Here is a 23064-nt window from a genome sequence, read left to right as displayed (position 1 = left end):
AGGGTGCCGTGAAGGGAACTGAATGATCTATGACCGTTCACTCCGAATCGGAGGAAATCGTCATCTATATAACGGCCGGCTTTGCTACGGCGCCGGATTTTTTGGATCGCTTTGGCGCAGCGCTGGCGGCTCGCTTTGAAGAGGCGGGTAAACGTGCCCGCGTTGTGATACATTTTCCGTATGGAGATTGGAGTCGGCAGCGGCAAAAGCAGCTTCGTGAAATAACAAGTGATATGTGGAATAATGCCCACCGGAAGCCTTCGAGATATGGCGGCAAAAGCCTGGCCAAGTTAGTCACCGACCAGTGGAACCCTAGTCAAACTTTGCTTTTTATCGGGCACAGTGCAGGTGCCGTTGCTTCTATTCAAGCGGCAGGAGCCTTGATGAAAGAAGGACTCCCGGTTCTTGGTGTGATCCAAATCGGATCGCCGAAATGTGCGATTTCTCCTGAATTGAAGGATCGCGTATTATATATCAATGGGGTCAATCAAATGGACCAAAAAATAGACCCAATTCCGCGGCTGGGTACCTGGGGTGGTTGGATCAAATCACGTTTTGGCATATTACGTTGGCATCGTTTGAAGCATGCGCCTATTCACATGAAAACTTTGCCAATGATTGGCGGGCATGCGGATTATTTTAGAGATCACAACCCTTACATATGGCAGGAAGCAACGAATCTGCAAACGACGATTGCATCCATCTGGTCGTGGTTGGCACAACAGCAGGAACATTTAAAAGAAAAGGAAGATGAAGATGTTTAACATTTTAAAAGCAAATATGGAATACAGCAAAGCGGAAGGGTACCTCGGTCATGTGCAGTTTAGCGTAGAAGGTCACGAGCATCCTTATGAAATTACGCTGCAAAGCTTGCGTGGCAAAGACGATTGGAGTTATGCGCTGAACTTTTTGAGTGAATCCGGTAAAGAAGAGGACATTGAAGCGGTTGAAGAGCTTTTGGAAGAAGACGAGTGGTTTGATTTGCTTGTAAATGCGGGACTTCAAGTTTTAGAGAAGTAGTTGGATTGTGCACAGGCGTAAAGGGGGATGACAGCTTGGATTCATCGAATAATGCTGGGGTCAAACAGGTGCTGAAGGCGAGTTATGATCAACAGGCTAGACAGCGAAACGGGGAGACGATGCAGTCTTGGAAGATAGGTGAACTGGATGACTTTCTAGCGAGATTGGAGAAGGCTGGCGGCAGCAAACGTGTGTTAGACCTTGGGAGCGGTCCGGGTCATCAAGCTGACTACTTGCGGGAGCACGGGTGCGAAGTGGTATGCATCGACTTGTCTGAAGAGATGGTCGCCATTTGCCGTGAAAAAGGGCTCGAAGCTTATGCCATGGATTTCTTCGCTTTGGATTTGCAGCCAGCTTCGTTTGATGCGGTTTGGTCAATGAACACGCTGCTGCATGTACCGAAAGATAACCTTCTGCAAGTGCTCAGGAACGTTGAGCGCGTGCTGAAGCCTGACGGTTTCTTCTATTTGGGCCTCTATGGCGGGTACGAAAGCGAAGGGATTTGGGAGAACGATTCGTATCGACCACAAAGGTTTTTTGCTTTTTATGAGGATGAGCACATTCAGAAGAAAGTGAGCGAGGTGTTCGATCTCGAGCGTTTTAACGTGCTCCAGATGCCGGATATGCAGCCCAATTACCAGTCGATCATCGCGAAGCGCAGACAAGTAAACCCGTGATCTCACGGGTTTTTGTTTTGATTTTTACATTGTAATGGGGAGGACGGGAGGGCAGACGGTCGCGCAGCAGTAATTAACGCCGACTACTCCTGCTAATTGGGCAGTATTTTCTACTTTATCCTAAGTAACCGGATTTCCTCCTGCTAATTTCAACAAGTGAGGAAGTTTCCAGCCTGCTATCGAAGATTTAGATGTGGTTTTTCCAGTTAATTTCCTGTACGCAGCGGGAACAGCTCAGATTAGCGGTAGATTTTCCTTCTATTCGAGTTGAAGTACGATCCGGGACATTACATAGTTTATGGGTAGTTGCTGTCCCTCCCCAATATGTACATACAAGTTAAGCGAGTGTTATAATACGTTCAGAATCAAACGCCTGAGGTGAAAGCGAAACATGAAAGAAAAGCAAATGCCGAAATACTTGCAGTTGAAACAGGAAATATTAACTTGGCTTCATACGGGGAGATTGAAACCGAACGATCAGATGCCGTCAGAGAACGAAATTGCTGAACAATTTCAGATGAGCCGTCAAACGGTGCGCCAGACATTTGGCGAATTGGAGCAAGAGGGCTGGCTGTACCGGATGCAGGGAAAAGGTACTTTCGTCTCAACGCCTCAAACGCAAAAAAGCCGTGATGTACAGACGATCGGCATTCTAACCACGTATATATCCGATTATATTTTTCCTCATATCGTGAGAGGGGCAGAGTCAGCTTTACGTGCAAGAGGCTACAGACTTGTCTTGTCGTCAACAGACAACGATAAGGACAAGGAAAAGGAAAGCTTGACGATGATGTTAAGCCAGCCATTAAGCGGGCTGATTATCGAGCCTACGAAAAGTGCGGAAGGCAACCCGAATCTCAACTATTATCTTTCGCTGGACTATCAGCATATTCCTTATTTGATGATTAATGAACGTTATCCGGAGATGAACTGCCCGTCTTTGGTTGTCGACGATGAAGAGGGCGGCTTCAAGGCGGCGCAGCATTTGATCGAGCTGGGACACCGCAAGATTGCCGGATTTTTTAAGACAGATGACTTGCAAGGGGTCAATCGCCTGAAGGGATTTATTCGCGCTCATCACCATTACCAGGTTCCTTTATTGCCGGAGCTTGTCATCCACTACACAACGGAGGAAAAAAGGCAGAAACCTTATGAGCATGCGCTTTCGCTGCTGGGCCATGAGGACGAGCGTCCAACGGCTTTCGTCTGCTATAACGATGAGCTGGCTGTCCACTTACTTGAAGCTGTACGTACCTTAGGGCTTCAAGTACCTCAAGATGTCTCGTTAGTCGGTTTTGACGACTCTTCTTTGGCGATGGCGACGGAAGTGAAATTAACGACACTTTCGCATCCCAAAACCGAGTTAGGCACAGATGCTGCTGAGCTTTTAATTGATATGATTGAGAATAAGCGAGTAACGGGAAGAGAGACAGGCAAAATCTATAAGCCTGAACTCGTGGTCAGGGAGTCTACGATCCGCCTTTCATAAGAAGAAAATTCATCTAGCCAACTTGTACGTACAAGTGTTATACTGGACATAGGGATTGGAAAATCGAAGGAGGTTCTCTATGTCTAAGAAGTATGCAATTGGCGTCGACTATGGAACGGAATCCGGACGCGCCGTTCTGGTCGATTTGAGTGATGGCACAGAGGTTGCAGATCATGTAACCCCTTATCCGCACAATGTGATTGACGAGAAACTGCCGATTTCCGGCATTAAACTTGAATATGACTGGGCGCTTCAGCATCCGCAAGATTATCTGGATGTACTTACTCGCTCAGTACCTGCTGTTGTGCAAGCTTCCGGTGTTGACCCAGCCGACATCATCGGTCTTGGTATCGACTTTACAGCCTGCACGATGCTTCCGGTCGATGCGCAAGGCCAGCCGCTTTGCTTCAATCCGGAGCTGGCGAATCAGCCGCACAGCTGGGTGAAACTGTGGAAACATCATGCCGCTCAAGACGAAGCGAACCTGATTAACGAAATCGCTGAGCGCAGAGGTGAAGATTTCCTGCCTCGGTATGGCGGTAAAATTTCATCCGAATGGATGATCGCGAAGGTATGGCAAATATTGAATGAAGCTCCTGACATTTATGAGCAAACGGATCGCTTCCTGGAGGCGACGGACTGGGTTGTCTCACAAATGACAGGCGCTTCTGATATTGTGCGTAACAGCTGTACGGCCGGCTACAAAGCTATCTGGCATAAGAAGAAAGGCTTTCCGAGCAATGAGTTCTTCAAAACGTTGGATCCGCGGCTGGAAAATGTCACTGAGACTAAGCTTCGAGGCGAGGTTGTGGCGCTTGGCACCAAAGCTGGCGAATTAACGGAATCGATGGCTAAATTAATGGGCTTACAGCCAGGCATCGCTATTGCAGTAGGGAATGTAGATGCCCACGCGGCTGTACCAGGTGTCGGTGTTGTAACACCAGGCAAGCTGGTGATGGCGATGGGAACTTCGATTTGCCATATGCTTCTTGGAACAGAGGAGCGGGAGGTTGAAGGCATGTGTGGCGTTGTTGAAGATGGCATCATCCCGGGGTATTTAGGTTACGAAGCTGGGCAATCTGCTGTAGGGGATATATTTGCTTGGTACGTGGAACAAGGAGTGCCTGCTTATGTGCAAGCTGCGGCAGAGCAAGAAGGAACGAATGTGCATGAATGGCTGGAGCGTCATGCATCCGCTTACAAACCAGGTGAGACAGGTTTGCTTGCGTTGGATTGGTGGAATGGCAATCGGTCCGTGCTGGTAGATACGGAGCTTAATGGCCTTATTCTGGGCTACTCGCTTTTGACGAAGCCGGAAGAGGTTTATCGATCGCTGCTGGAAGCAACCGCTTTTGGAACTCGTAAAATTGTCGATGCTTTTCACAATAATGGCGTTGAGGTACAGGAATTGTACGCATGCGGCGGACTTCCGCAAAAAAATCGCTTGCTGATGCAGATTTATGCGGATGTAACGAATCGTGAGATTAAAGTCGCGGATTCCAAACAAACGCCGGCACTAGGAGCCGCCATGTTCGGGGCCGTGGCCGCAGGCGCAGCTAACGGAGGTTACGATAGTATCGTAGATGCCGCGCAAAAAATGGCGCGTGTACGCAAAGATACGTTTAAACCGATCCCAGAAAATGTCGCTGTTTACGAGAAGCTTTACCAAGAGTACAGCAAGCTGCACGATTATTTCGGCCGCGGAGAGAACGATGTCATGAAACGTCTTCGTGCAATCCGTGAGGAAGCGCGGCACTAATTCACATTCATCCATTCCATTATCCAAGGAGGCAAATTGCCATGAAAGCTTCAGCAGAAAAAGTATTTTGGTTTGTAACCGGAAGTCAACACTTATACGGACCTGAGACATTGCTTCAAGTAGAAGACCATTCAAAGCAGATTACGGAAGGAATTGATCGTGATCCTTCGATTCCTAGCAAGCTTGTCTTCAAACAAGTATTGACCACGCCAGATGCGATTCGCAGATTATGTTTGGATGCCAATGCGGATGACAACTGTGCAGGTATCATTACTTGGATGCATACCTTTTCTCCGGCAAAAATGTGGATTGCCGGCCTTGCCGAATACCGCAAGCCGCTCTTACACTTACATACCCAATTTAATCGTGATATCCCGTGGGAAACGATTGATATGGATTTCATGAACCTCAATCAAGCGGCGCATGGCGATCGCGAGTATGGTTTTATTGGTGCACGCATGGGGATTTCCCGTAAAGTGGTTGTTGGTTATTGGGAAGATCCGGCCGTCCTCTCCCGAATTGCGGGATGGATGCGTACCGCGTCGGCTTTTGTTGAAGGACGCAGCTTGAAGGTGGCTCGTTTTGGCGATAACATGCGGGAAGTGGCTGTAACCGAAGGGGATAAAGTTGAAGCACAGATTAAATTCGGTTGGTCGATTAATGGTTATGGCGTAGGCGACCTTGTTCAGCGCGTAAGAGACATTTCCGAGTCGGAAGTGGATCAATTAATGGATGAATACAATGAAGTTTATGATATAACACCTGAGGGTCGCTCAGCAGGTCCGGTGCGTGAGGCTATTCGTGAGCAAGCGCGTATTGAACTTGGGATGAAAAGCTTCTTGGAAGAAGGCGGATTCGGGGCGTTTACGACGTCGTTTGAGGATCTTCACGGCCTGAAGCAGCTGCCTGGCCTTGCTGTGCAACGTTTGATGGGGCAAGGTTATGGCTTCGGCGGCGAAGGCGACTGGAAAACAGCAGCGCTCACGCGTGTCATGAAGATTATCGCAGGCAATAAAGGGACTTCCTTCATGGAAGATTACACTTATCATATGGAGCCAGGAGCGGAGCTTGTACTCGGCGCACATATGTTGGAAATTTGTCCGACGATCGCAGCGACACGTCCAACCATCGAAGTTCATCCGCTTGGTATCGGCGGGAAAGCGGATCCAGCGCGTCTTGTTTTCGACGGAGCTTCCGGTCCTGCACTGAATGCATCAATCATCGATATGGGCAACCGTTTCCGGTTGCTAATTAACGAAGTGGATGCCGTGCAACCAATGAAAGCAATGCCTAAGCTGCCAGTGGCGCGCGTTCTATGGAAACCGCAGCCGTCCCTGCGTGATTCCGCAGAAGCTTGGATCTATGCGGGCGGAGCGCATCACACGGTTTTCTCTTACGAAGTAAGCACAGAGCAATTGGTAGATTGGGCGGAACTGGCTGGCATTGAAGTTGTCATTATTAATAAAAATACATCTACGCTGCAGTTCCGTAACGAACTACGTTGGGGCGAGGCGGCTTGGAAGCGCTAGGATCGCAAGCTGTCAACTGAACGTAAGACCGAGGACCGTTCTTCCCTAGTGGGAAGACGGTTTTCTTTTTCCATCGAAAAGAAGTCACTTTTGTCGATATCGGCGCAATTTTCATCCATTGACTTCCTTGTTTCTCATGCTTTAAAGTAAATTCATATGAGCCTGTCCAAATTATGGGCATCGCAATAGGAGGATAACACAGATGACAACGAAAGCCTACGAAGGTATATTCCAAGGAGAGAAAGCGGTTTGGCTGCAAGCGGGCCGTTATGAAGCAGCGGTATTGCCGGAAACCGGCGCGAATCTGATTGCTTTTAGAGACAATGAGAAGGAATACCGTTTTCTGCGTGAGCCGTCCCTGGATGAAATGGAAGCGTTTAAAGCACGTCCAATTATACACGGTATTCCTGTCTTATTTCCGCCAAATCGTTACGAAGACGGGAAGTTCCCATGGAAAGGCAAAGTTTTTCAATTTCCGGTTAATGAGCCGAAAACGGGTAATCATCTGCACGGTTTTGTCCATGATATCCCTTGGGAAGTAGAAAGATTTGGTGCAAATGAAAGCGAGAGCAGCGTTACTCTGGCGCTTAATGTAAGAGAAGGGCATTCCGTATATAACTATTTACCGTTTGATTTCACGCTTCGCTTGACTTATGTGCTGAATCAATTCGGTTTGCAGCAGCATATTTCGGTCCATAATGAAGGTCAAGAGGCAATGCCTTGCCTGATTGCCTACCATACAACGATTAATGCGCCTTTTGCGCCGAATTCGCAAGCAGCGGATTACACCTTCAAAATGACCATCGGCAACCGCTGGGAAATGAGCGAGAGAATGCTGCCAACAGGCGAGTATCAACCGCTTTCAAGCGAAGAAGCGAAGATGAAAGTCGGAGGCTTGTCGCCATTCTTCGAGTCGATGGACAATCATTACACGACGGCTCCGCAAAATGGACGAAATTACATGGAATTGACAGACGCACGCGAAGGCGTCAAACTGGTGTATGATGTGGGCACATCCTATAAACAATGGATGATCTGGAACAATGGCGCTACGGAAGGCTTTTTCTGTCCGGAGCCGCAAATGAATTTGGTTAATGCTCCTAATGTCGATATGCCGGCTGATCAAATCGGTCTAGTGAGTTTGGAGCCAGGCGAAGTGTGGAGCGAGTCTGCTCGTCTTTACACGATTGAGATCAAGAAATAAAGCAATAAGGCAATAAGTCAGCCCCCTTTTGACGCATGGAGAGAATCCACCGTGATGCTCTGCAGGCGGGGAGGGGGCATTTTTATCGAAAGCTCAGGTGAACAGCATGGACAAAGAACAATTACTCGCAGAAAACGAACGTTTGAAGCTGGAGAATGAGAAGCTGAAGCAGGAAATAGCCAAGCTTCGCGGTGTTAAGCGGCCAACAGCAGGTTCGATGGACAGCATGTCTACGAAACTGAAGGAAGCGCTCAGAGAGTAGGGAATCCGGGGTCGTTCGACAAATCGGATCTCATTCGTTATAATGAGTACTGGAAAAAGGAGGGAAACATTAATGAACGAAACATTACCGCCAAAGACTTGCACCATCGACCGCCTTGTGACCAAAGAAGCTGAGGTTGGCAAAGTGTTAGCCGGCCAAAAGACAGCTTGCAGACGCAATGGGCGTTATGCAGACATCGGTGAAACGATGGACCTGCAAGGCAACTCTTTTACTGTAACCAAAGTCTACCAACAAGCACTTGGTGATCTGACAGTGGAAGATGCCATCGCGGAAGGACATGCAACGATTGACGAATACCGCGACAGTATCTTATCCATTCATCCCGGCATGCCTTGGCTGCCGCAAATGAAAGTATGGGTACACGAATTTCAAAAAGCTGAATAAGTGATGAAAAAAACAGTGTGGATCGCAGGATCTACACTGTTTTATTGAATTTTTCTACAGAATGGATGATGGAGTTGTCCTGGTATATCTTGCTTTTATATCTTCATATTTTTAGTGTTGTACTCAGCATTGGCCCTTATTTTGTGTTATTCCCGTTATTGGCTAAAATAAGAACCGCCCCGTTTGAGCTCCTGCCTGAGTATTTGGAGCCTTTCCGGATTACGGTTCGACTGACGAAACATGCTGGACATGTGTTGGTAGCGACCGGAATTTTGCTTACTTGGCTGACCGAATGGACGTGGAAAACATCATGGATCGTTTTCACAGTGCTTATTATGGTAGCATCCTTATATTTTATTGCGCGTGCATTTTCACCGCTGCTGAGAAAGCTCCGTGCGCCGCACGAGGACCGGAACGTATTGGTGAACCAACTGCGCAGCGCGTTAATCTGGTATGTGATCATTACGTTGTCGATGATGTGGTTCATGGTAGCGAAACCTTCGTTTTGGTAAGGTTAAGCTTCTGGCTTCTGAGCAAACATGACGACAAAATTATAATATTTGTACACACAATCAACATCTGCGAAACCGCTGGCTTTCAGCCATGCAAGCTGCTGGTCGAGAGGCGCCATTTTATCCAGTTTGGTTCTTTCATAGGCAGCTTGAAGCGCTTCGCGGGTTAAGTCAGTCGCCTCTATTTTCGCCTCCCAATCCGCGCGGTACAAATGATCAAGAAAAGGTGATCTTCCTAGAACTTGATCCGCATTTACGAAAATGCCCCCAGGCTTTAACAGCTTAAAAATCCGCTCATATAAGTTCTGTTTGGCTTGATCCTCCAGATGATGAATGGACAAAGCCGATACCACACAATCAAATGGTTCATCCGATTCGAAAGCGGTATAATCTCCTGCCTGAATCGTCAAATTTGCGTTCATCTCACCAAAGCGCAGCTTCGCGATGTCTAACATCCCCTGGGAGAGATCAATTAACGTCACCTTCGCATCCGGATATTGGCCCAGGATATAAGAGGAGAGAAGTCCCGTTCCAGCACCAAGATCAAGAATGCGAGGCTCAGCTGCACGCGGCTGAACAAGCGAAGTGGCCGTCCCGTAAAAGTCGTCAAAACACGGAATGAGCTTCCTTCGTTGACCGTCATACTTCTCGGCGACTTCATCAAATTTCGTTATCAGCTGGTTATTGTTTTTGTCCGTCATAGAAATCATCTCCATATCGTTGTTTGGCGAGACTTGCTTCTTGGGACTATTTTATAGGGAAAAGAAGGAAAAATCTAAGACATAAATCCGATCATGGTTATAGGTTAGACCTATCAAAATAAAGCGACCTATTAAGATAGGTCAGAAAAGGGCTATTTTGCCCGGCGGCGAAAAAGCTGATTCAACACTTCGGAGAAGACTAATCCGATCGCGATTGCGCCCGAAAGCATGAAGGCTTTGGCAGCCAGCTGCACGGCAAGATCGTAATGATTGAGCACGGCGTTTTTCATCGCGTCATAAGCTAAGCCGCCTGGCACCAAGGGGATTATTCCCGCGACACTGAACACAATGACCGGAGTTTTATATATTCTTGCGAAAAATTGGCTGATGACAGTTACGAGAAAGGAAGCCATCAGCGTTGATAGAATTGGATCTAATGGAATCAATTGTGTTGAAACGTACATCATCCAACCGACCATTCCAATGAATCCACATTGTATGATCGTGCTTCGCGGCACATTGAACAAGATGGCAAACGCTGCTGTGGAGACGAAGCTGGTGACGAGCTGCCCAAGCATATTCACACCATACCCTCCCCATTGTAAAAGGATAGAACAAAGGCGATGCCTGCCCCGATGGCAAAAGCCGTGAGAAAAGCTTCTGCACCCTTGGAAACACCTGACACAAAATGTCCGGCCATTAAATCCCGCACCGCGTTCGTAATGAGAAGCCCTGGAACTAACGGCATGACAGAACCGATAATGATCGTATCCAAATCATGGCCAAAGCCAATGTGCACGAATAAAAAAGCTAACACTCCTATGAATAATGAGGCCAAAAATTCAGCAAAAAACTTAATCCGAACTAAGCGATTAAAATAACCGAGGAAGGCTAAACCAGCCCCACCTGTAAGAAATGCCGGTAGGAAATCATGCCACATTCCTTTGAACATGATTAAGAAACAACCGCTCGCAACCGCGGCTGCCAGTATTTTTACCCATGTCGGGAAGCTGGTATTGGCCGCATCGATTTCTGAAAGCAAGCGGTAGGCTTCTTGGGGAGATAAATCTCCTTTGCTGATGCGTCTGGAGATGGCATTCACGACGGTCACTTTATGCAGATCGGTAGATCGGGCCGAAATCCGAATCAGTCTTGTCGTCTGCTCAGGCCCATCGATGGAGAATATAATGCCGGTTGGTGTGACGAAGCTGTGCGAATTAGGGACGCCGAAGCCTTCTGCAACGTGCGTCATCGTATCTTCAACGCGGTACGTTTCGCCGCCGTTTTCGAGCATAATTTTACCGGCTAACAAACAAACTTGCGCAATTTCATAATTGGTTGGTGGGAGAGGTTCCGTCATTGCTTGTCTCCTGTTTTTGTATTTGACCAAAGTATAATACATTTTGGCAGTAATTCCTAAGACAAGCCTAACGTATGGAGAAGAGCCCGTAAATAGAGCTGGACATTTGTATACCCCATGGGGTATTATTTATACCCATAGGGGTATACAAAATATGAATCAACAGGAGTGAACATCATGAGTAGAACGATTGTTATTATCGGCGGTGTAGCAGGAGGAGCATCTGCGGCCGCGCGTTTACGGAGATTAAATGAGAATGATGAAATCATTATGTACGAACGAGGAGAGCATATTTCTTTTGCAAATTGTGGATTGCCTTATTATATCGGTGAAACGATCACGAACCGCGATAAGCTTCTCATTCAATCACCTCAGGCTATGAAAAACCGCTTTGGCATTGACGTAAGAACCCAAACCGAGGTGACGGCTATTGACCGGCATGCCAAAAGAGTGACTACCCGGCATGTAGGGACAGGCGCAGTTCAAGATCAGCCTTATGATATTTTGATTATGTCACCTGGAGCAAAGCCAATCGTACCTGACATTCCAGGTTTGGCAGAGGCTAATCATGTTTTTACACTTCGGAATATACCGGATACGGACCGTATCAAATCTTATGTAGATTCAAGCAATCCAAAGCATGCCACAATCCTTGGCGGAGGATTCATCGGCATTGAGATGGCGGAGAACCTTCGTCACCGCGGTCTGGAAGTGACCGTTATTGAACGCAACCCGCAGGTGCTTGGACCTCTGGATCTCGAGATGGCTAAGCTCATCGAACGTCATTTGCTGTTAAAAGGAGTTAAGTTGATTTTCAATGACAATGTTCAGGAAATGAGCGATAACGGCAGAACGTTGAAACTTCAGTCAGGTAAAGTTTTAACCACGGATATGATGATTCTATCCGTCGGGGTCAAGCCTGAAAGTCAATTGGCTGCGGAAGCAGGGCTCACGCTTGGTGTCAAAGGTTCGATACAAGTCAACGAACATATGCAGACGAATGATCCATCGATTTATGCGATCGGGGATGCGGCAGGAGTGAAAGACAGAGTTCAAGGCTTTGAAACGGTCGTTCCCCTAGCTTGGGGCGCTAACCGACAAGGCCGCCTCGTTGCGGATCACATTAACGGCCTTCAAGCTTCTTATCAAGGTGCCTTCGGTACGGCAATCGTAAAGGTATTTGATCTGACGGCTGCCGTTACCGGCAACAACGAGAAGACGCTTCGCCGCTTAGGCGTGCCTTATGAAGTCATTCATATTCATCCGAATTCGCACGCCGGTTATTATCCGGGCGCGGCTTCGATGTCGATGAAGCTTCTGTTTGACAAAGATAGCGGGCGCATACTTGGCGCTCAAGCCGTTGGAGCGAGCGGAGTGGACAAACGTATCGATGTGATTGCAACAGCTATGAGAGGTGGTTTGAGGGCGGATGAGCTGGCTGATATTGAACTGTCATATGCACCGCCTTACTCATCGGCCAAAGATCCTGTCAACATGGCTGGATATGTAGCAGCAAACATGATGGATGGCTTGGTTGAAACGATGCAATGGCATGAGGTGGATCGTTATGTGGAGCAAGGCGGACTCCTCATCGATGTGCGAGATGAAATTGAACGGGAGCTCGGTTATATTCCTGGTTCCGTTTGCATACCTCTGAATGATATTCGTGAGCATTTGCACGATATTCCGGTTGGCTCAGAGGTTGCTGTCTCCTGTCAGGTTGGTTTACGGGGGTATCTGGCAGCTCGTATCCTGAAGCAGCATGGCTACCGAGTTAGAAATGTAGATGGCGGTTATAAAACCTATAGTTCGATGAAGGAAACATCGCTGCCTCCAATTCAAGCGCCAAAAGTTTCTACAACGAGTCAAGCGCCAATTCTTATTGATGCTTGCGGATTGCAATGCCCAGGTCCGATCATGAGGGTGTATGAAACCATGAAAGGTTTGAAGGACGGAGAGCAAATTGAGGTGCATGCGACAGATTTCGGATTTGCGGCGGATATCCAGAAGTGGTCCGAGAAAACCGGGAATACGCTGCAATCTTTGGATACTTCCACGGGAATCGTGAAAGCTGTCGTCAGCAAAGGTCAATCTGAAGATGAGGATCATTTGTCAAGGGCTGCAGACGTAAGTGCCAATGGGACAACTATGGTTGTTTTCAGCGGTGATTTGGATAAAACGATTGCTGCTTTCATTATTGCATCGGGAGCCGCGGCGATGGGCAAGAAAGTAACGATGTTTTTCACCTTCTGGGGGCTCAATGTATTGCGTAAGGATGATGCGCCTCCTGTCCGGAAGGACGGGTTAGAAACAATGTTTAGTATGATGATGCCTAAGGGGACGCGTAAACTGCCGATGTCCAAAATGAATATGGGCGGCATGGGCGCCAAGATGATTCGCCACGTTATGCAGCGGAAAAATGTTGAATCGCTGGAATCACTTATGCAAGGAGCTATCCAAGCCGGAGTAAAATTAATTGCATGTACGATGAGTATGGATATAATGGGAATTAAACGCGAAGAGCTAATGGATGGCATTGACTACGCTGGAGTTGCCAGTTATCTGGGGGATGCGGAGGATGCCGGACTAAATCTCTTTATTTAAGGAGAGAGTGGAAGATGGAGTATGATAAAGCACTGAAAAATAGATTAAAGCGGATGGAAGGCCAAATCCGCGGGATTCTCGGGATGATGGAGGCGGGAGAAGATTGCCGGGAGGTTGTGACCCAGCTCTCTGCGGTCCGAACAGCGGTAGACCGAACCATCGGTGTCGTGATTGGGTCCAATCTTCAGCATTGTATCCAAGAGGAACTTGCCAAAGGAAATTCACCGGACAAAGTGATTCAAGAAGCTGTGGAGCTTCTCGTCAAGAGCAGATAAACATAGGGGTGTCACATCAGGTTATGAAAACTTGATGGACAACCCCTTTTTTATACGGTAAATTCAACTTATTGAGCTTGCTTGGCAGGATGAACAGCTGATTCCCAATCCAGCAGCAGCTTGACGGTTTCTTCCAATTGCTGCTCGGCAGAAATTTCTGCAGGGTGATCCCCTTTCTGAAAGCCGTAGCTGCCGAATTGCGAATGATTTCCGCCGCGGATCGTATGATATTCAGCCGTACTTGGTAAATCGCTTTTTGCTTTGGTGAACGCAGCCATATTGACGGCTCCATCATTGGAACCAACGACGGAGAACACGGGCAAATTAGACGAAACCAAACTTCCTTTGGGATCAGGATAAGATGCAAAGAAAAACACTCCTTCCAATTCGCTGGCATGCGATGCAGCATAACGAGATGCCATCACGCCGCCAAGCGAATGACCGCCAAGCAGAAAGGTCTCATCAGGCTGTTTCGCTGCAATGATCGGTTGAGCACGATCTCCGCCGAAAACGGCCAGATTCAGAGGCATTTTCACAATATACACGCGATGACCTGCTTGTGCAAACGCTTTCGCATAAGTCGCATAGCTTTCGGGCTTCACGAGACCGCCGGGATAATAAATGATGCTGGGTTGCACAGGTGTTTTGGGTTCAAAACGGATGACCTGTTTCTCTTCACTGACCGTGATCTCGTCATTAGACTGCATGGCAGACAACGCAGCCTGACTAGGTTGGTAGGGTCTTAAATACAAGTAGATTAATCCCATCAAAAGCACAAGAAGGGCTAACCCCGCTTTCCACCAGTGGCGTTTGAAAGCTTTCACGATCCATCACCTCTCGCCGAGTAGGTTATCAATTCGTAGGGGGAGTGTCAAGCAATGATCAGGATGGCGTCGCTGCCTATGTGGAAGGTCGTTTGAAAATGGGTGTATAATGGAAAAAATAGGGGAAAGGAGTGAGTTAACCAATGCCTTACAACGATGAACACATGAGTTATTCGAATACGTTCATTCAAGTCGCGACGGATTGTCCCGTTGAGATGGGAGTCGAGCCGCCGATGAAAAAGGAGGGCAAAACAGCTCACCGAATTCAATATGAGCTGTTGTCGCAGAACCCTTACAAATTCACGCAAGGCGAACTGATCTACGAGGTCCATTTGCAGCATAAACAGATTTCAGATGTGGAAAGCGAGCAGCGCGGCGCCGAAATTCGTGAGGCGTTGTTTGCCAAAAATCACCCCTGTCTTCGAGCGTCCATGCTCCCGAAGAAACACGGTTGGGGCGTTCACTACAATGAAGAAGGCAAAATAGCGATATACCCGATGGAATCGGAAGCATACCAGCAATTTGTTGAAGCGGGGACGCACCAGCCGGAAGGGCCAAAGCTTTTATTTGCCATGAGAAGTTCACGGTGATGAGTGGGAGAATATGTTTGGGGGTAACCGAACCAATGGTTACTCCTTATTTTTTTGTGCGCAAACGGATGAATTGGTATCACCACACACACATTGTTGACATATTTATAAACAAAATAATATAATGTCTATGAATTACTAAACAATTCGAGGAAGTGTTTGTTGTGGAAGTGTCAGATCAGTTTTGGCAGGCTTCAATCGACGACTGGAAGCGCGGCTACGTGAAGGAAAATGACTGCTATTGCTGTCTGTTATGCGGCAAGCGGACGGAAGCAGGAATTATTTATCCGGAAAGCGGAGTTTTATACGAAGCAGAACGATATATGAAATGGCATATCCAGCATGTGCATGTTTCGGTATTTCATTATTTAATTGGTCTGGACAAGAAGCTTACAGGGTTGACCGATCATCAGAATAGTTTGTTGAAGCTGTTCTATGAAGGCAAAAATGATAGTGAAGTTCAGCAGGAAATGGGGATTGGCAGCGCCTCGACCATTCGCAATCATCGCTTTGGGCTGAAAGAAAAAGAGCGGCAGGCCAAAGTTTTTCTAACGATGATGGAGCTATTGAAAGAAAAGGATCAGCATGCGCCAACTTTTGTAGATATTCATAAAACGGCTACGATGGTGGATGAACGATACAATGTCACACAAGATGAGTATGAGCAAATTGTTAAAAAATATTTCCCGGAAGGCACATCGGGCAAGCTCACTTCCTTCTCGCAGCAAGAAAAACACAAGTTTGTTGTTCTTCGTGAAATCGCCAAACGATTCGAACAGGATCGCTTTTATGGAGAAAAGGAAGTTAACGAGTTGTTAAAACCGGTGTTTCACGACTATGTGAAAATACGCAGATATCTAATTGAATATGGCTTCCTGGACCGCGAGCCAGATGGCAGCCAATATTGGTTGAAAGGATGAAATGAGACCATGACAAAAAAGGAATCAAATCAACGGAGACAAGAATTACAGCAAATCTATAAAGAAACGAAAAAAGAATCCGGAGTATTTCAAATCCGCAATACGGTGAATGATAAGCGCTGGATCTCGAGCACGAAAAATTTACGCTCCTTGAATGGCAAACGAATGGAGCTTGATATGGGTAAACACATGAATCATGCCCTGCAACAGGAATTAACCGAATTTGGAAGCAGCGCTTTTGAAGTTGAGGTATTGGAAGTGCTTAAAGTAAAGGAAACAGGGTACTTCGATGAGGATGACGCCTTGAGGAAGTTGGAAGACAAATGGCTGGAACAACTGCAGCCTTATGGTGATCGCGGTTATCATAAGCGAAAGACTGAATAATTCTTATCATTTCTACATTCATGGTTAAGGTTTTGGTTTAGTAATGGATTTACTGAGATTTTTTAGTATAATCGTAGGTAGAGATTGAAAACTCTTACTACACTTTTACTAATAAGGAGTCTTATCATGTCAAAAACACTTATTTTCGGACATAAAAATCCGGACACTGATTCAATCACATCAGCAATTGCTTATGCAGCACTGAAAACGAAGCTTGGCCAAGAGGTTGAAGCTGTTCGTCTAGGCAGCGTGAATGGTGAAACACAATTTGCACTCGATACGTTTAAAGTTGCGGCGCCTCGTCAAGTCGATACGGTTGCGAACGAAGCGGCGAATGTAATTTTGGTTGACCACGTTGAGCGTCAGCAAAGCGCTGCGGACATTGATCAAGTGCGTGTAGTGGAAGTTATCGACCATCATCGAATTGCAAATTTCGAAACCAGCCACCCGCTGTACTACCGTGCAGAGCCAGTTGGTTGCACAGCAACGATTTTGAATAAATTGTACAAAGAAAACGGCGTTGCCATCGATAAGGACATCGCAGGTCTGATGCTTTCTGCTATCATTTCAGATTCCTTGTTGTTCAAATCCCCGACTTGCACAGAACAGGACGTTGCCGCTGCTCGTGAGCTTGCAGCTATTGCTGGCGTAGACGCTGAAGAATATGGCCTGCAAATGCTGAAAGCCGGCGCTGATCTGTCCGACAAAACCGTTGCGCAATTGATTTCCTTGGATGCAAAAGAGTTCCAAATGGGCAGCTACAAAGTGGAAATCGCGCAAGTTAACGCGGTGGATGTCAACGATGTGCTTGCGAAGCAAGCCGAGATCGAGGCTGCACTGAACACCATTATTGCTGACAAAAACCTGGATCTGTTCCTGTTCGTCGTGACAGATATTCTTAACAACGATTCCGTGGGTCTTGCCCTTGGCCGCAAAGCTGAAGCTGTTGAAAAAGCATACAAAGTAACGCTTGCCGACAACAAAGCACTTCTGAAAGGCGTAGTTTCCCGTAAATCTCAAATCGTTCCTGTACTTACGGATATTTTCAACAACCTGTAAGCTTGAAACGGCATACCGCAGGCATCGTTCGCGCAAGTGGACGGTGTCTTTTTGGTTATCGCGCAAACTTTTGGTATGATAGAAGTGATTTCAATGAAAGAGGTGGAGAAGAGATGGAAACTAACGTTCAACAAAGTAAATATGACAAGGCAACATTTGCCGGGGGTTGTTTCTGGTGTATGGTTACGCCGTTCGACCAGCTGCCGGGGATTGTGTCTGTCGTATCTGGTTATATAGGTGGTCATACAAGTAATCCGACATACGAAGAGGTGTGCTCGGAAACAACAGGTCACGCCGAAGCTGTCCAAATTACATTTGATCCCGAACTTTTTTCGTACAATAAATTATTGGAAACCTATTGGCGCCAAATCGACCCTACAGATGCTGGCGGACAGTTCCATGACCGCGGCTCCTCCTATCGTACAGCGATTTTCGCACATACGGATCAGCAGAAGCTGGAAGCGGAAGCCTCCAAGCAAGCTTTGCAGGATAGCGGACGTTTCAACGCTCCGATCGTAACGGAAATCGTGCGTATCGATGCGGATGCTTTCTACCCGGGAGAAGAGTATCACCAGGATTATCATCATAAAAATCCGCTGCGCTACAAAGCATATCACAAAGGCTCCGGGCGCGATGCGTTTATTTCCAAACATTGGAACACGGCCAAAGATAAAGAGGAGCGCAAGAAAAAGCTTACTCCTCTGCAATATGAAGTGACGCAAAACAGCGCGACAGAACGCCCTTTCGACAATGAATTCTGGGACTCCCATGAAAAGGGATTGTATGTAGACATCGTTTCAGGCGAACCGCTATTTACCTCCATCGATAAATTCGATTCAGGCTGCGGTTGGCCCAGCTTCACGAAGCCCGTATTTGAAGGCAATGTGAAAGAGAAAACCGACACCAGCCATTTCATGGTCAGGACGGAAGTACGCAGCCAGGAAGCGGATTCGCATTTGGGTCACGTGTTTAATGATGGTCCTGGACCAACTAGACTCAGATATTGCATCAATTCAGCTGCACTTCGGTTTGTCCCGTTAGCTGATATGGAAAAAGAAGGATATGGAGCTTATCTTCGTTTCTTTGAAGTGTAATTAAACAAAAAGACGCCAGTCAGGTTTATGCCTGATTAGCGTCTTTTCGCTTATATGCTCTGTGTTTTAATCTTCATACCAGGGATTTAAATGGATGAGAACTTCATCAACATCGGCGTGCTGGTCCATGATCGATTTTTTGATCACACGTGTAATATCGTGCCCTTCCTGAACGGTTAGTTCACCAGGGATGGATACTCTAGCATCTACCAGAATGTAGTGGCCATGTTCGCGAGCACGAATACGGTCTATTCGTTTTACTTCAGGCACCGCCTCAATCAGTAAGATGTATTGGTGAAGTTTCTCTTGATCAACTGTTTTTTCCATCAAAATATCGAAGGATTCTTTGCCCATTTCCACGGCTAGTCTTAAAACGAGCAGAGATACGATAATTCCCGCTGCGGCATCGCCAAAGGATAACCACGCAATGTTATAGGCTCCTCCTACAAAAGCCAAACCAATACCAATAACGGCAGCGAGCGAAGCGTAGACATCGGCTAAATGATCTTTTGCAGTCGCTATCAGTCCCTTGCTGCTGGTGTTAACGCCAATTCGCATGGTGTACTTATAGAGTACATACTTCCAAACGGTTGAAATAACAGCAGCTGTAAAAGCGACCCAGCTTGGAGATTGAGGCTCATGAAATAAGGCAATAGTAGAATGATAGCCTATATAAAGTGCTGCGATCAGCAGGATAAAAGCGACAAATCCTGAGCCGAGCACCTCAGCTTTGCCATGCCCGTAAGGGTGGTCCTCATCGGCTGGCAGTTTGGATATGCGCATCGCGCTAAGGGCTGCGATTGTGGCGATAATATCGCCGGCATTATGGAGTCCGTCTGCAAGCAAAACTTCACTTTGGAACCATAACCCGATAATAATCTTCATGAGCGTTAGAAAAATGTTGCTGATCAGCGAAAGCCATATCGCCAATACGGATGATTTGTTGTCTACAGTCATTAATGATGACCTCCTACAGAAGTGTTTCCCGAAGGAAAAAAAATCCCTTGACCTAGGTACAGCTCAGGTCAAGGGATTTTTTGATGTATATAGTAATCTAGTAACTATCAATAGGCGCATAATCAACACTTCACTTTACACAAATATCTTTGTATAATACCACACATAGCAGAAATTAACAAACCACGAATCAGAGAGTCTGGGAGAGGCACTAATTTGTGGGGGAAGGAAGTCTGGAGAAACAATGTTAAAGCCATGGTTACTTGAGATCGAACATCAATTATTGCCACAGTTAGAGATATACAGCAAACAACCCTACGATCCGATTGTAGTCCATTATATTCCGAAGCCGTGGAAATTGCTTGGTTCAGGTAACTATGCGGCGGTCCTTATGCATCCCAATTATTCTGATCTTGTTGTTAAGGTATATGCGCCAGGCAGGCCGGGAATCGAAGAAGAAACGGAAGTCTATCGACGACTAGGCAAGCATCCCGCTTATTCCGAATGTTTGCATGCAGGAGACAATTACTTAGTTCTGCGCCGGTTAACTGGCGTTACGCTTTATAAATGTTTGCAGCGTGGACTTCCGATTCCAAGGCAGGTCATTGAGGATATAGATGAAGCATTAGCCTATGCGGTTAAAAGAGGCCTGAATCCACATGATGTTCATGGAAAAAATGTGATGATGAAGGATGGCCGAGGATTAGTCGTAGACGTATCGGATTTCATGAAAGAGGAATATTGTCCGATGTGGGACGATTTGAAAAACGCTTATGACCGATTTTATTATCCGTGGGTTCGCAAAATGCCTATACCAAATTTTGCTTTAAATGTTGTGCGGAGAAGCTATCGGAAATGGAAGAAATTTCGCCGAACTCGTGGTACAATCTAAGTAGAAGAGATGAGATTTCCTAAATTTTAAACATAAGGAAGGCGCGTCTATGAGAGTACATGAATTCGAGCTTGGCGCTGACTTGCAGCGAAGTGATCTAACGGCGATTTCGGCCAAATCTTCCCATTTTATGTCGGACATTACGATTGATTTTGAGTATGATCATTCCATGCATTGTGTCGATGTGAAAAGTTTACTGGGTATGCTGTTAATACCGATCAGAGCGGGGACTACGCTGCGCTTGCTGACCAAGGGCAAAGATGAGGAAGAAGCGATGCACTACATGTTCGATCTGTTTCAATCCTATCGGTAAAATCAAATAGATCCTGATAAAGACGTCCATTCTAACACTTACGAATACTTGTTTATTCGATGGTGAGGAAGCGGCGTCTTTTTTCAGAGATGTATGTAAGCGGTTCAACTATAGGACAAGATGTGACGATTTTCCGTCAAGATTGGATAGAGCATGTACCCAACAAAAGGGATAAAATAGGTCTATATAGACGGAATAAAGGAGCGTGGCTGCTGAATGAGTAAGCATCAAATTGTCATCGTTGGTTGCGGAGGCATGGCAAATGTTTGGGTTGACTATGTGTTAAAACGTGAAGATTGCTTGATTGTGGCGCTAGTTGATATCAAAAAGGAATTCGCTCAGGCTATGGCGGACCGCCATCAGCTGACTTGTGGCATTTACACGGATCTGGAGCAAGCCATTGAAGAGTCCGGCGCCAATCTGGTGCTGGACATCACCATCCCGGCCAGCCACTTCCAAGTGGCGACGACGGCGCTTCGCCATGGCTGCAACGTCTTCGGCGAGAAGCCGATGGCCGCCACCATGGCGGAGGCACGTGAGCTTGTGCAGCGGGTGGAGCAGGCGGGAGCATCGCTCTCCGTCATGCAAAACCGGCGCTATGACGCGAACATCCGCGCCCTGCGCGAGCTGATTCACGCGGGCACGATCGGCCGCGTGGGTTATGTGGGGGCCGATTTCTTCCTCGGCCCGCATTTCGGGGGCTTTCGCGATGTGATGGAAAGCCCGCTGATCCTGGACATGGCGATCCATACATTCGATCAGGCTCGCTTTATTACAGGGGCAGACCCGGTGTCGGTGTACTGCCAGGAATTTAACCCTCCCGGCTCGTGGTACGCCGGGAATGCTTCCGCCATCTGCATCTATGAGATGTCAGATGGCACGGTGTTCTGTTACCGCGGCTCGTGGTGCGCGGAAGGGGCGCCGACCTCCTGGGAGGCGTCATGGCGCGTGACGGGCGAAACCGGCAGTGCCATCTGGGACGGGGCTGGCGCACCGTACGCCGAGGTTGTCGCCGGCGGCGAGCAAGCCGGCAAGTTCCTTCGCGAGCATACGCGCATTGACGCGGAGGTGAGCTGGCAGGGCCGCAGCGGGCACGCTGGCTGCCTGGATGAGATGTTCGCGGCGCTGGAGCAGGGACGCCGTGCGGAGACGGACTGCCGCGATAATATCAAGAGCATGGCCATGGTGCTTGGCGCCATCGACAGCGCGAAGAGCGGCCAGAAGGTCGATCTGCGCAGCTACTGGAGATGACAAAAAGGGTTGAACAGATGAGCATCTGTTCAACCCTTTTCTTGTGTTTAGTGAATGTCTTTCTTTTTGAAGCGGCCGCCTTTGACATCGTGAATGTTGCCAATCGCGAGAAAAGCCTTGGGATCGAGCTCATCGACAATGGATTTCAATTTGGCCTCTTCCAGTCTGGTGATGACACTAAAGATGACTTTCTTGTCATCTCCCGTGAACGCGCCTTCGCCCTTGAGATAGGTAACGCCGCGGCCTAAACGGGAGGTGATGGAGTCACCGATTTTGCTGAACTCATCGCTGATAATCCAAACGGATTTGGATTGATCCAACCCTTCAATGGTGATATCAATCATTTTGAAGGCAATGTAATACGCGATCAGCGAGTACATGGCATGATCCCATCCGAAGACAAAACCTGCGCTGCCAAGGATGAAGAAGTTGAAAAACATCACGATTTCACCAACGGAAAAAGGTGATTTTTTGCTAAATAAGATCGCGACGATTTCAGTCCCATCCAGAGAACCTCCGGAGCGGATAACGAGTCCGACACCGATTCCCAGTATGATGCCGCCGAAAACTGCGGCTAACAGAGGATCAATCGTGAACGCTTGAACCGGATGAAGCAAGGTCGTTCCGACGGACATTAAAATAACGGAAAATAGCGTAGATAGGGCAAAGGTTTTACCAATCTGCTTATATCCGATTAATAAAAATGGCAGATTTAATAACACCAGAAAAATACCTAACGGGAAGTGGGATAAATGCGACAAAATAATGGAAATACCCACAATTCCGCCATCGATAATATTATTGGGAACTAGAAAAACTTCTAAAGCGACAGATACTAAGGCGGATCCGATGATCATAAACATGACTCTGCGTAAAAATTTGAGGCGGGTCAACTTTTGATGTTGGGAGCTTAATTGTACGGCTCCATTTGGCAGGTTAGACATAATAGGTTCCTCTTTTCCTCATTCATTTCCAACATAGCG

Annotated in this window: 26 protein-coding genes; 20 read left to right on the top strand and 6 right to left on the bottom strand. The window is 47.2% G+C overall.

The annotated features are described in order from the left end of the window. The first annotated feature begins 29 nt into the window (after positions 1 to 29). The 10 genes from GON05_RS37805 (at position 30) to GON05_RS37760 (ending at position 8857) form a co-directional block, all read left to right on the top strand. The gene (locus GON05_RS37805; protein WP_157326593.1) at positions 30 to 764 is read left to right on the top strand and encodes a hypothetical protein; all 735 of its coding nucleotides are present in this window, start codon (positions 30 to 32) and stop codon (positions 762 to 764) included. Then, complete coding sequence (locus tag GON05_RS37800; RefSeq protein WP_157326592.1) at positions 757 to 1020, top strand: hypothetical protein; 264 nt, start codon at positions 757 to 759, stop codon at positions 1018 to 1020. Before GON05_RS37805 ends, GON05_RS37800 begins: the two co-directional genes overlap by 8 nt. Positions 1021 to 1055: 35 nt before the next feature. Further along, positions 1056 to 1697 (top strand): class I SAM-dependent methyltransferase, encoded by a 642-nt coding sequence (locus tag GON05_RS37795; RefSeq protein ID WP_157326591.1) that lies wholly within the window; start codon positions 1056 to 1058, stop codon positions 1695 to 1697. A 391-nt stretch (positions 1698 to 2088) separates the two neighbouring features. Beyond that, positions 2089 to 3186, top strand: a complete 1098-nt coding sequence (locus GON05_RS37790) for a GntR family transcriptional regulator (RefSeq protein WP_157326590.1) — start codon at positions 2089 to 2091, stop codon at positions 3184 to 3186. 79 nt (positions 3187 to 3265) lie between these two features. Continuing rightward, positions 3266 to 4945 carry a ribulokinase gene (locus GON05_RS37785; RefSeq protein WP_157326589.1) on the top strand — a complete coding sequence of 560 codons (1680 nt, stop codon included), beginning with the start codon at positions 3266 to 3268 and terminating at the stop codon, positions 4943 to 4945. A 41-nt stretch (positions 4946 to 4986) separates the two neighbouring features. Next, positions 4987 to 6474, top strand: coding sequence for an L-arabinose isomerase (gene araA, locus GON05_RS37780; protein ID WP_157326588.1), 1488 nt, complete (start codon positions 4987 to 4989; stop codon positions 6472 to 6474). A 202-nt stretch (positions 6475 to 6676) separates the two neighbouring features. After that, on the top strand, positions 6677 to 7678 hold the full coding sequence (locus tag GON05_RS37775; protein WP_157326587.1) for an aldose 1-epimerase: 1002 nt from the start codon (positions 6677 to 6679) through the stop codon (positions 7676 to 7678). A gap of 106 nt (positions 7679 to 7784) precedes the next feature. Continuing rightward, positions 7785 to 7940 (top strand): hypothetical protein, encoded by a 156-nt coding sequence (locus GON05_RS37770; protein ID WP_181646487.1) that lies wholly within the window; start codon positions 7785 to 7787, stop codon positions 7938 to 7940. A gap of 72 nt (positions 7941 to 8012) precedes the next feature. Further along, positions 8013 to 8345, top strand: coding sequence for an ASCH domain-containing protein (locus GON05_RS37765; protein ID WP_127456085.1), 333 nt, complete (start codon positions 8013 to 8015; stop codon positions 8343 to 8345). Positions 8346 to 8389: 44 nt separating this feature from the next. Next, on the top strand, positions 8390 to 8857 hold the full coding sequence (locus GON05_RS37760; RefSeq protein WP_309492089.1) for a DUF2269 family protein: 468 nt from the start codon (positions 8390 to 8392) through the stop codon (positions 8855 to 8857). Positions 8858 to 8859: 2 nt separating this feature from the next. On the opposite strand, the gene GON05_RS37755 is transcribed toward GON05_RS37760, so the two are convergent. From GON05_RS37755 to GON05_RS37745, 3 genes are all read right to left on the bottom strand, one after another. Next, positions 8860 to 9558 carry a class I SAM-dependent methyltransferase gene (locus GON05_RS37755; protein WP_157326585.1) on the bottom strand — a complete coding sequence of 233 codons (699 nt, stop codon included), beginning with the start codon at positions 9556 to 9558 and terminating at the stop codon, positions 8860 to 8862. A 152-nt stretch (positions 9559 to 9710) separates the two neighbouring features. Next, the gene (locus GON05_RS37750; protein WP_157326703.1) at positions 9711 to 10136 is read right to left on the bottom strand and encodes a threonine/serine exporter family protein; all 426 of its coding nucleotides are present in this window, start codon (positions 10134 to 10136) and stop codon (positions 9711 to 9713) included. Between the two features lie 2 nt (positions 10137 to 10138). Continuing rightward, entirely contained in the window at positions 10139 to 10918 is a 780-nt protein-coding gene (locus GON05_RS37745; RefSeq protein ID WP_157326584.1) for a threonine/serine exporter family protein, read from the bottom strand. 177 nt (positions 10919 to 11095) lie between these two features. Between GON05_RS37745 and GON05_RS37740 the strand changes: the two genes are divergently transcribed. Next, positions 11096 to 13522, top strand: a complete 2427-nt coding sequence (locus GON05_RS37740) for a CoA-disulfide reductase (RefSeq protein ID WP_157326583.1) — start codon at positions 11096 to 11098, stop codon at positions 13520 to 13522. 14 nt (positions 13523 to 13536) lie between these two features. Beyond that, entirely contained in the window at positions 13537 to 13797 is a 261-nt protein-coding gene (locus tag GON05_RS37735) for a metal-sensitive transcriptional regulator (RefSeq protein ID WP_145655952.1), read from the top strand. A gap of 68 nt (positions 13798 to 13865) precedes the next feature. On the opposite strand, the gene GON05_RS37730 is transcribed toward GON05_RS37735, so the two are convergent. Next, positions 13866 to 14621, bottom strand: a complete 756-nt coding sequence (locus GON05_RS37730) for an alpha/beta hydrolase (protein WP_309492085.1) — start codon at positions 14619 to 14621, stop codon at positions 13866 to 13868. 143 nt (positions 14622 to 14764) lie between these two features. Between GON05_RS37730 and GON05_RS37725 the strand changes: the two genes are divergently transcribed. The 5 genes from GON05_RS37725 to msrB all read left to right on the top strand — a co-directional run bounded on the left by GON05_RS37725 (position 14765) and on the right by msrB (position 18668). Then, positions 14765 to 15211 (top strand): DUF6157 family protein, encoded by a 447-nt coding sequence (locus GON05_RS37725; RefSeq protein WP_246239761.1) that lies wholly within the window; start codon positions 14765 to 14767, stop codon positions 15209 to 15211. Positions 15212 to 15375: 164 nt separating this feature from the next. Then, positions 15376 to 16131 (top strand): DUF2087 domain-containing protein, encoded by a 756-nt coding sequence (locus GON05_RS37720; RefSeq protein ID WP_181646486.1) that lies wholly within the window; start codon positions 15376 to 15378, stop codon positions 16129 to 16131. Between the two features lie 9 nt (positions 16132 to 16140). Continuing rightward, positions 16141 to 16515, top strand: coding sequence for a GIY-YIG nuclease family protein (locus tag GON05_RS37715; protein WP_157326582.1), 375 nt, complete (start codon positions 16141 to 16143; stop codon positions 16513 to 16515). 126 nt (positions 16516 to 16641) lie between these two features. Then, the gene (locus tag GON05_RS37710; RefSeq protein ID WP_157326581.1) at positions 16642 to 17574 is read left to right on the top strand and encodes a manganese-dependent inorganic pyrophosphatase; all 933 of its coding nucleotides are present in this window, start codon (positions 16642 to 16644) and stop codon (positions 17572 to 17574) included. Positions 17575 to 17687: 113 nt separating this feature from the next. Continuing rightward, complete coding sequence (gene msrB / locus GON05_RS37705; protein WP_157326580.1) at positions 17688 to 18668, top strand: peptide-methionine (R)-S-oxide reductase MsrB; 981 nt, start codon at positions 17688 to 17690, stop codon at positions 18666 to 18668. Between the two features lie 66 nt (positions 18669 to 18734). Here the strand turns inward: msrB and GON05_RS37700 are convergent, their stop codons facing one another. Next, positions 18735 to 19625, bottom strand: a complete 891-nt coding sequence (locus GON05_RS37700) for a cation diffusion facilitator family transporter (protein WP_157326579.1) — start codon at positions 19623 to 19625, stop codon at positions 18735 to 18737. Between the two features lie 244 nt (positions 19626 to 19869). Between GON05_RS37700 and GON05_RS37695 the strand changes: the two genes are divergently transcribed. The 3 genes from GON05_RS37695 to GON05_RS37685 all read left to right on the top strand — a co-directional run bounded on the left by GON05_RS37695 (position 19870) and on the right by GON05_RS37685 (position 22081). Continuing rightward, positions 19870 to 20517, top strand: coding sequence for a serine/threonine-protein kinase (locus GON05_RS37695; RefSeq protein WP_157326578.1), 648 nt, complete (start codon positions 19870 to 19872; stop codon positions 20515 to 20517). 49 nt (positions 20518 to 20566) lie between these two features. After that, the gene (locus tag GON05_RS37690; RefSeq protein WP_127456074.1) at positions 20567 to 20830 is read left to right on the top strand and encodes an HPr family phosphocarrier protein; all 264 of its coding nucleotides are present in this window, start codon (positions 20567 to 20569) and stop codon (positions 20828 to 20830) included. Positions 20831 to 21046: 216 nt separating this feature from the next. Continuing rightward, positions 21047 to 22081 carry a Gfo/Idh/MocA family protein gene (locus GON05_RS37685; RefSeq protein ID WP_157326577.1) on the top strand — a complete coding sequence of 345 codons (1035 nt, stop codon included), beginning with the start codon at positions 21047 to 21049 and terminating at the stop codon, positions 22079 to 22081. A 47-nt stretch (positions 22082 to 22128) separates the two neighbouring features. Here GON05_RS37685 and GON05_RS37680 read toward each other — a convergent pair whose 3' ends face one another. Next, positions 22129 to 23025, bottom strand: coding sequence for a YitT family protein (locus GON05_RS37680; RefSeq protein ID WP_157326576.1), 897 nt, complete (start codon positions 23023 to 23025; stop codon positions 22129 to 22131). Between the last annotated feature and the right edge of the window lie 39 nt (positions 23026 to 23064).

The sequence above is a fragment of the Paenibacillus anseongensis genome, assembly GCF_009757995.1.
Classification (GTDB): Bacteria; Bacillota; Bacilli; order Paenibacillales; family NBRC-103111; genus Paenibacillus_E; species Paenibacillus_E chondroitinus.
Note: the sequence above shows the minus strand (reverse complement) of the source record. Positions and strands in the feature narration are given on the sequence as shown.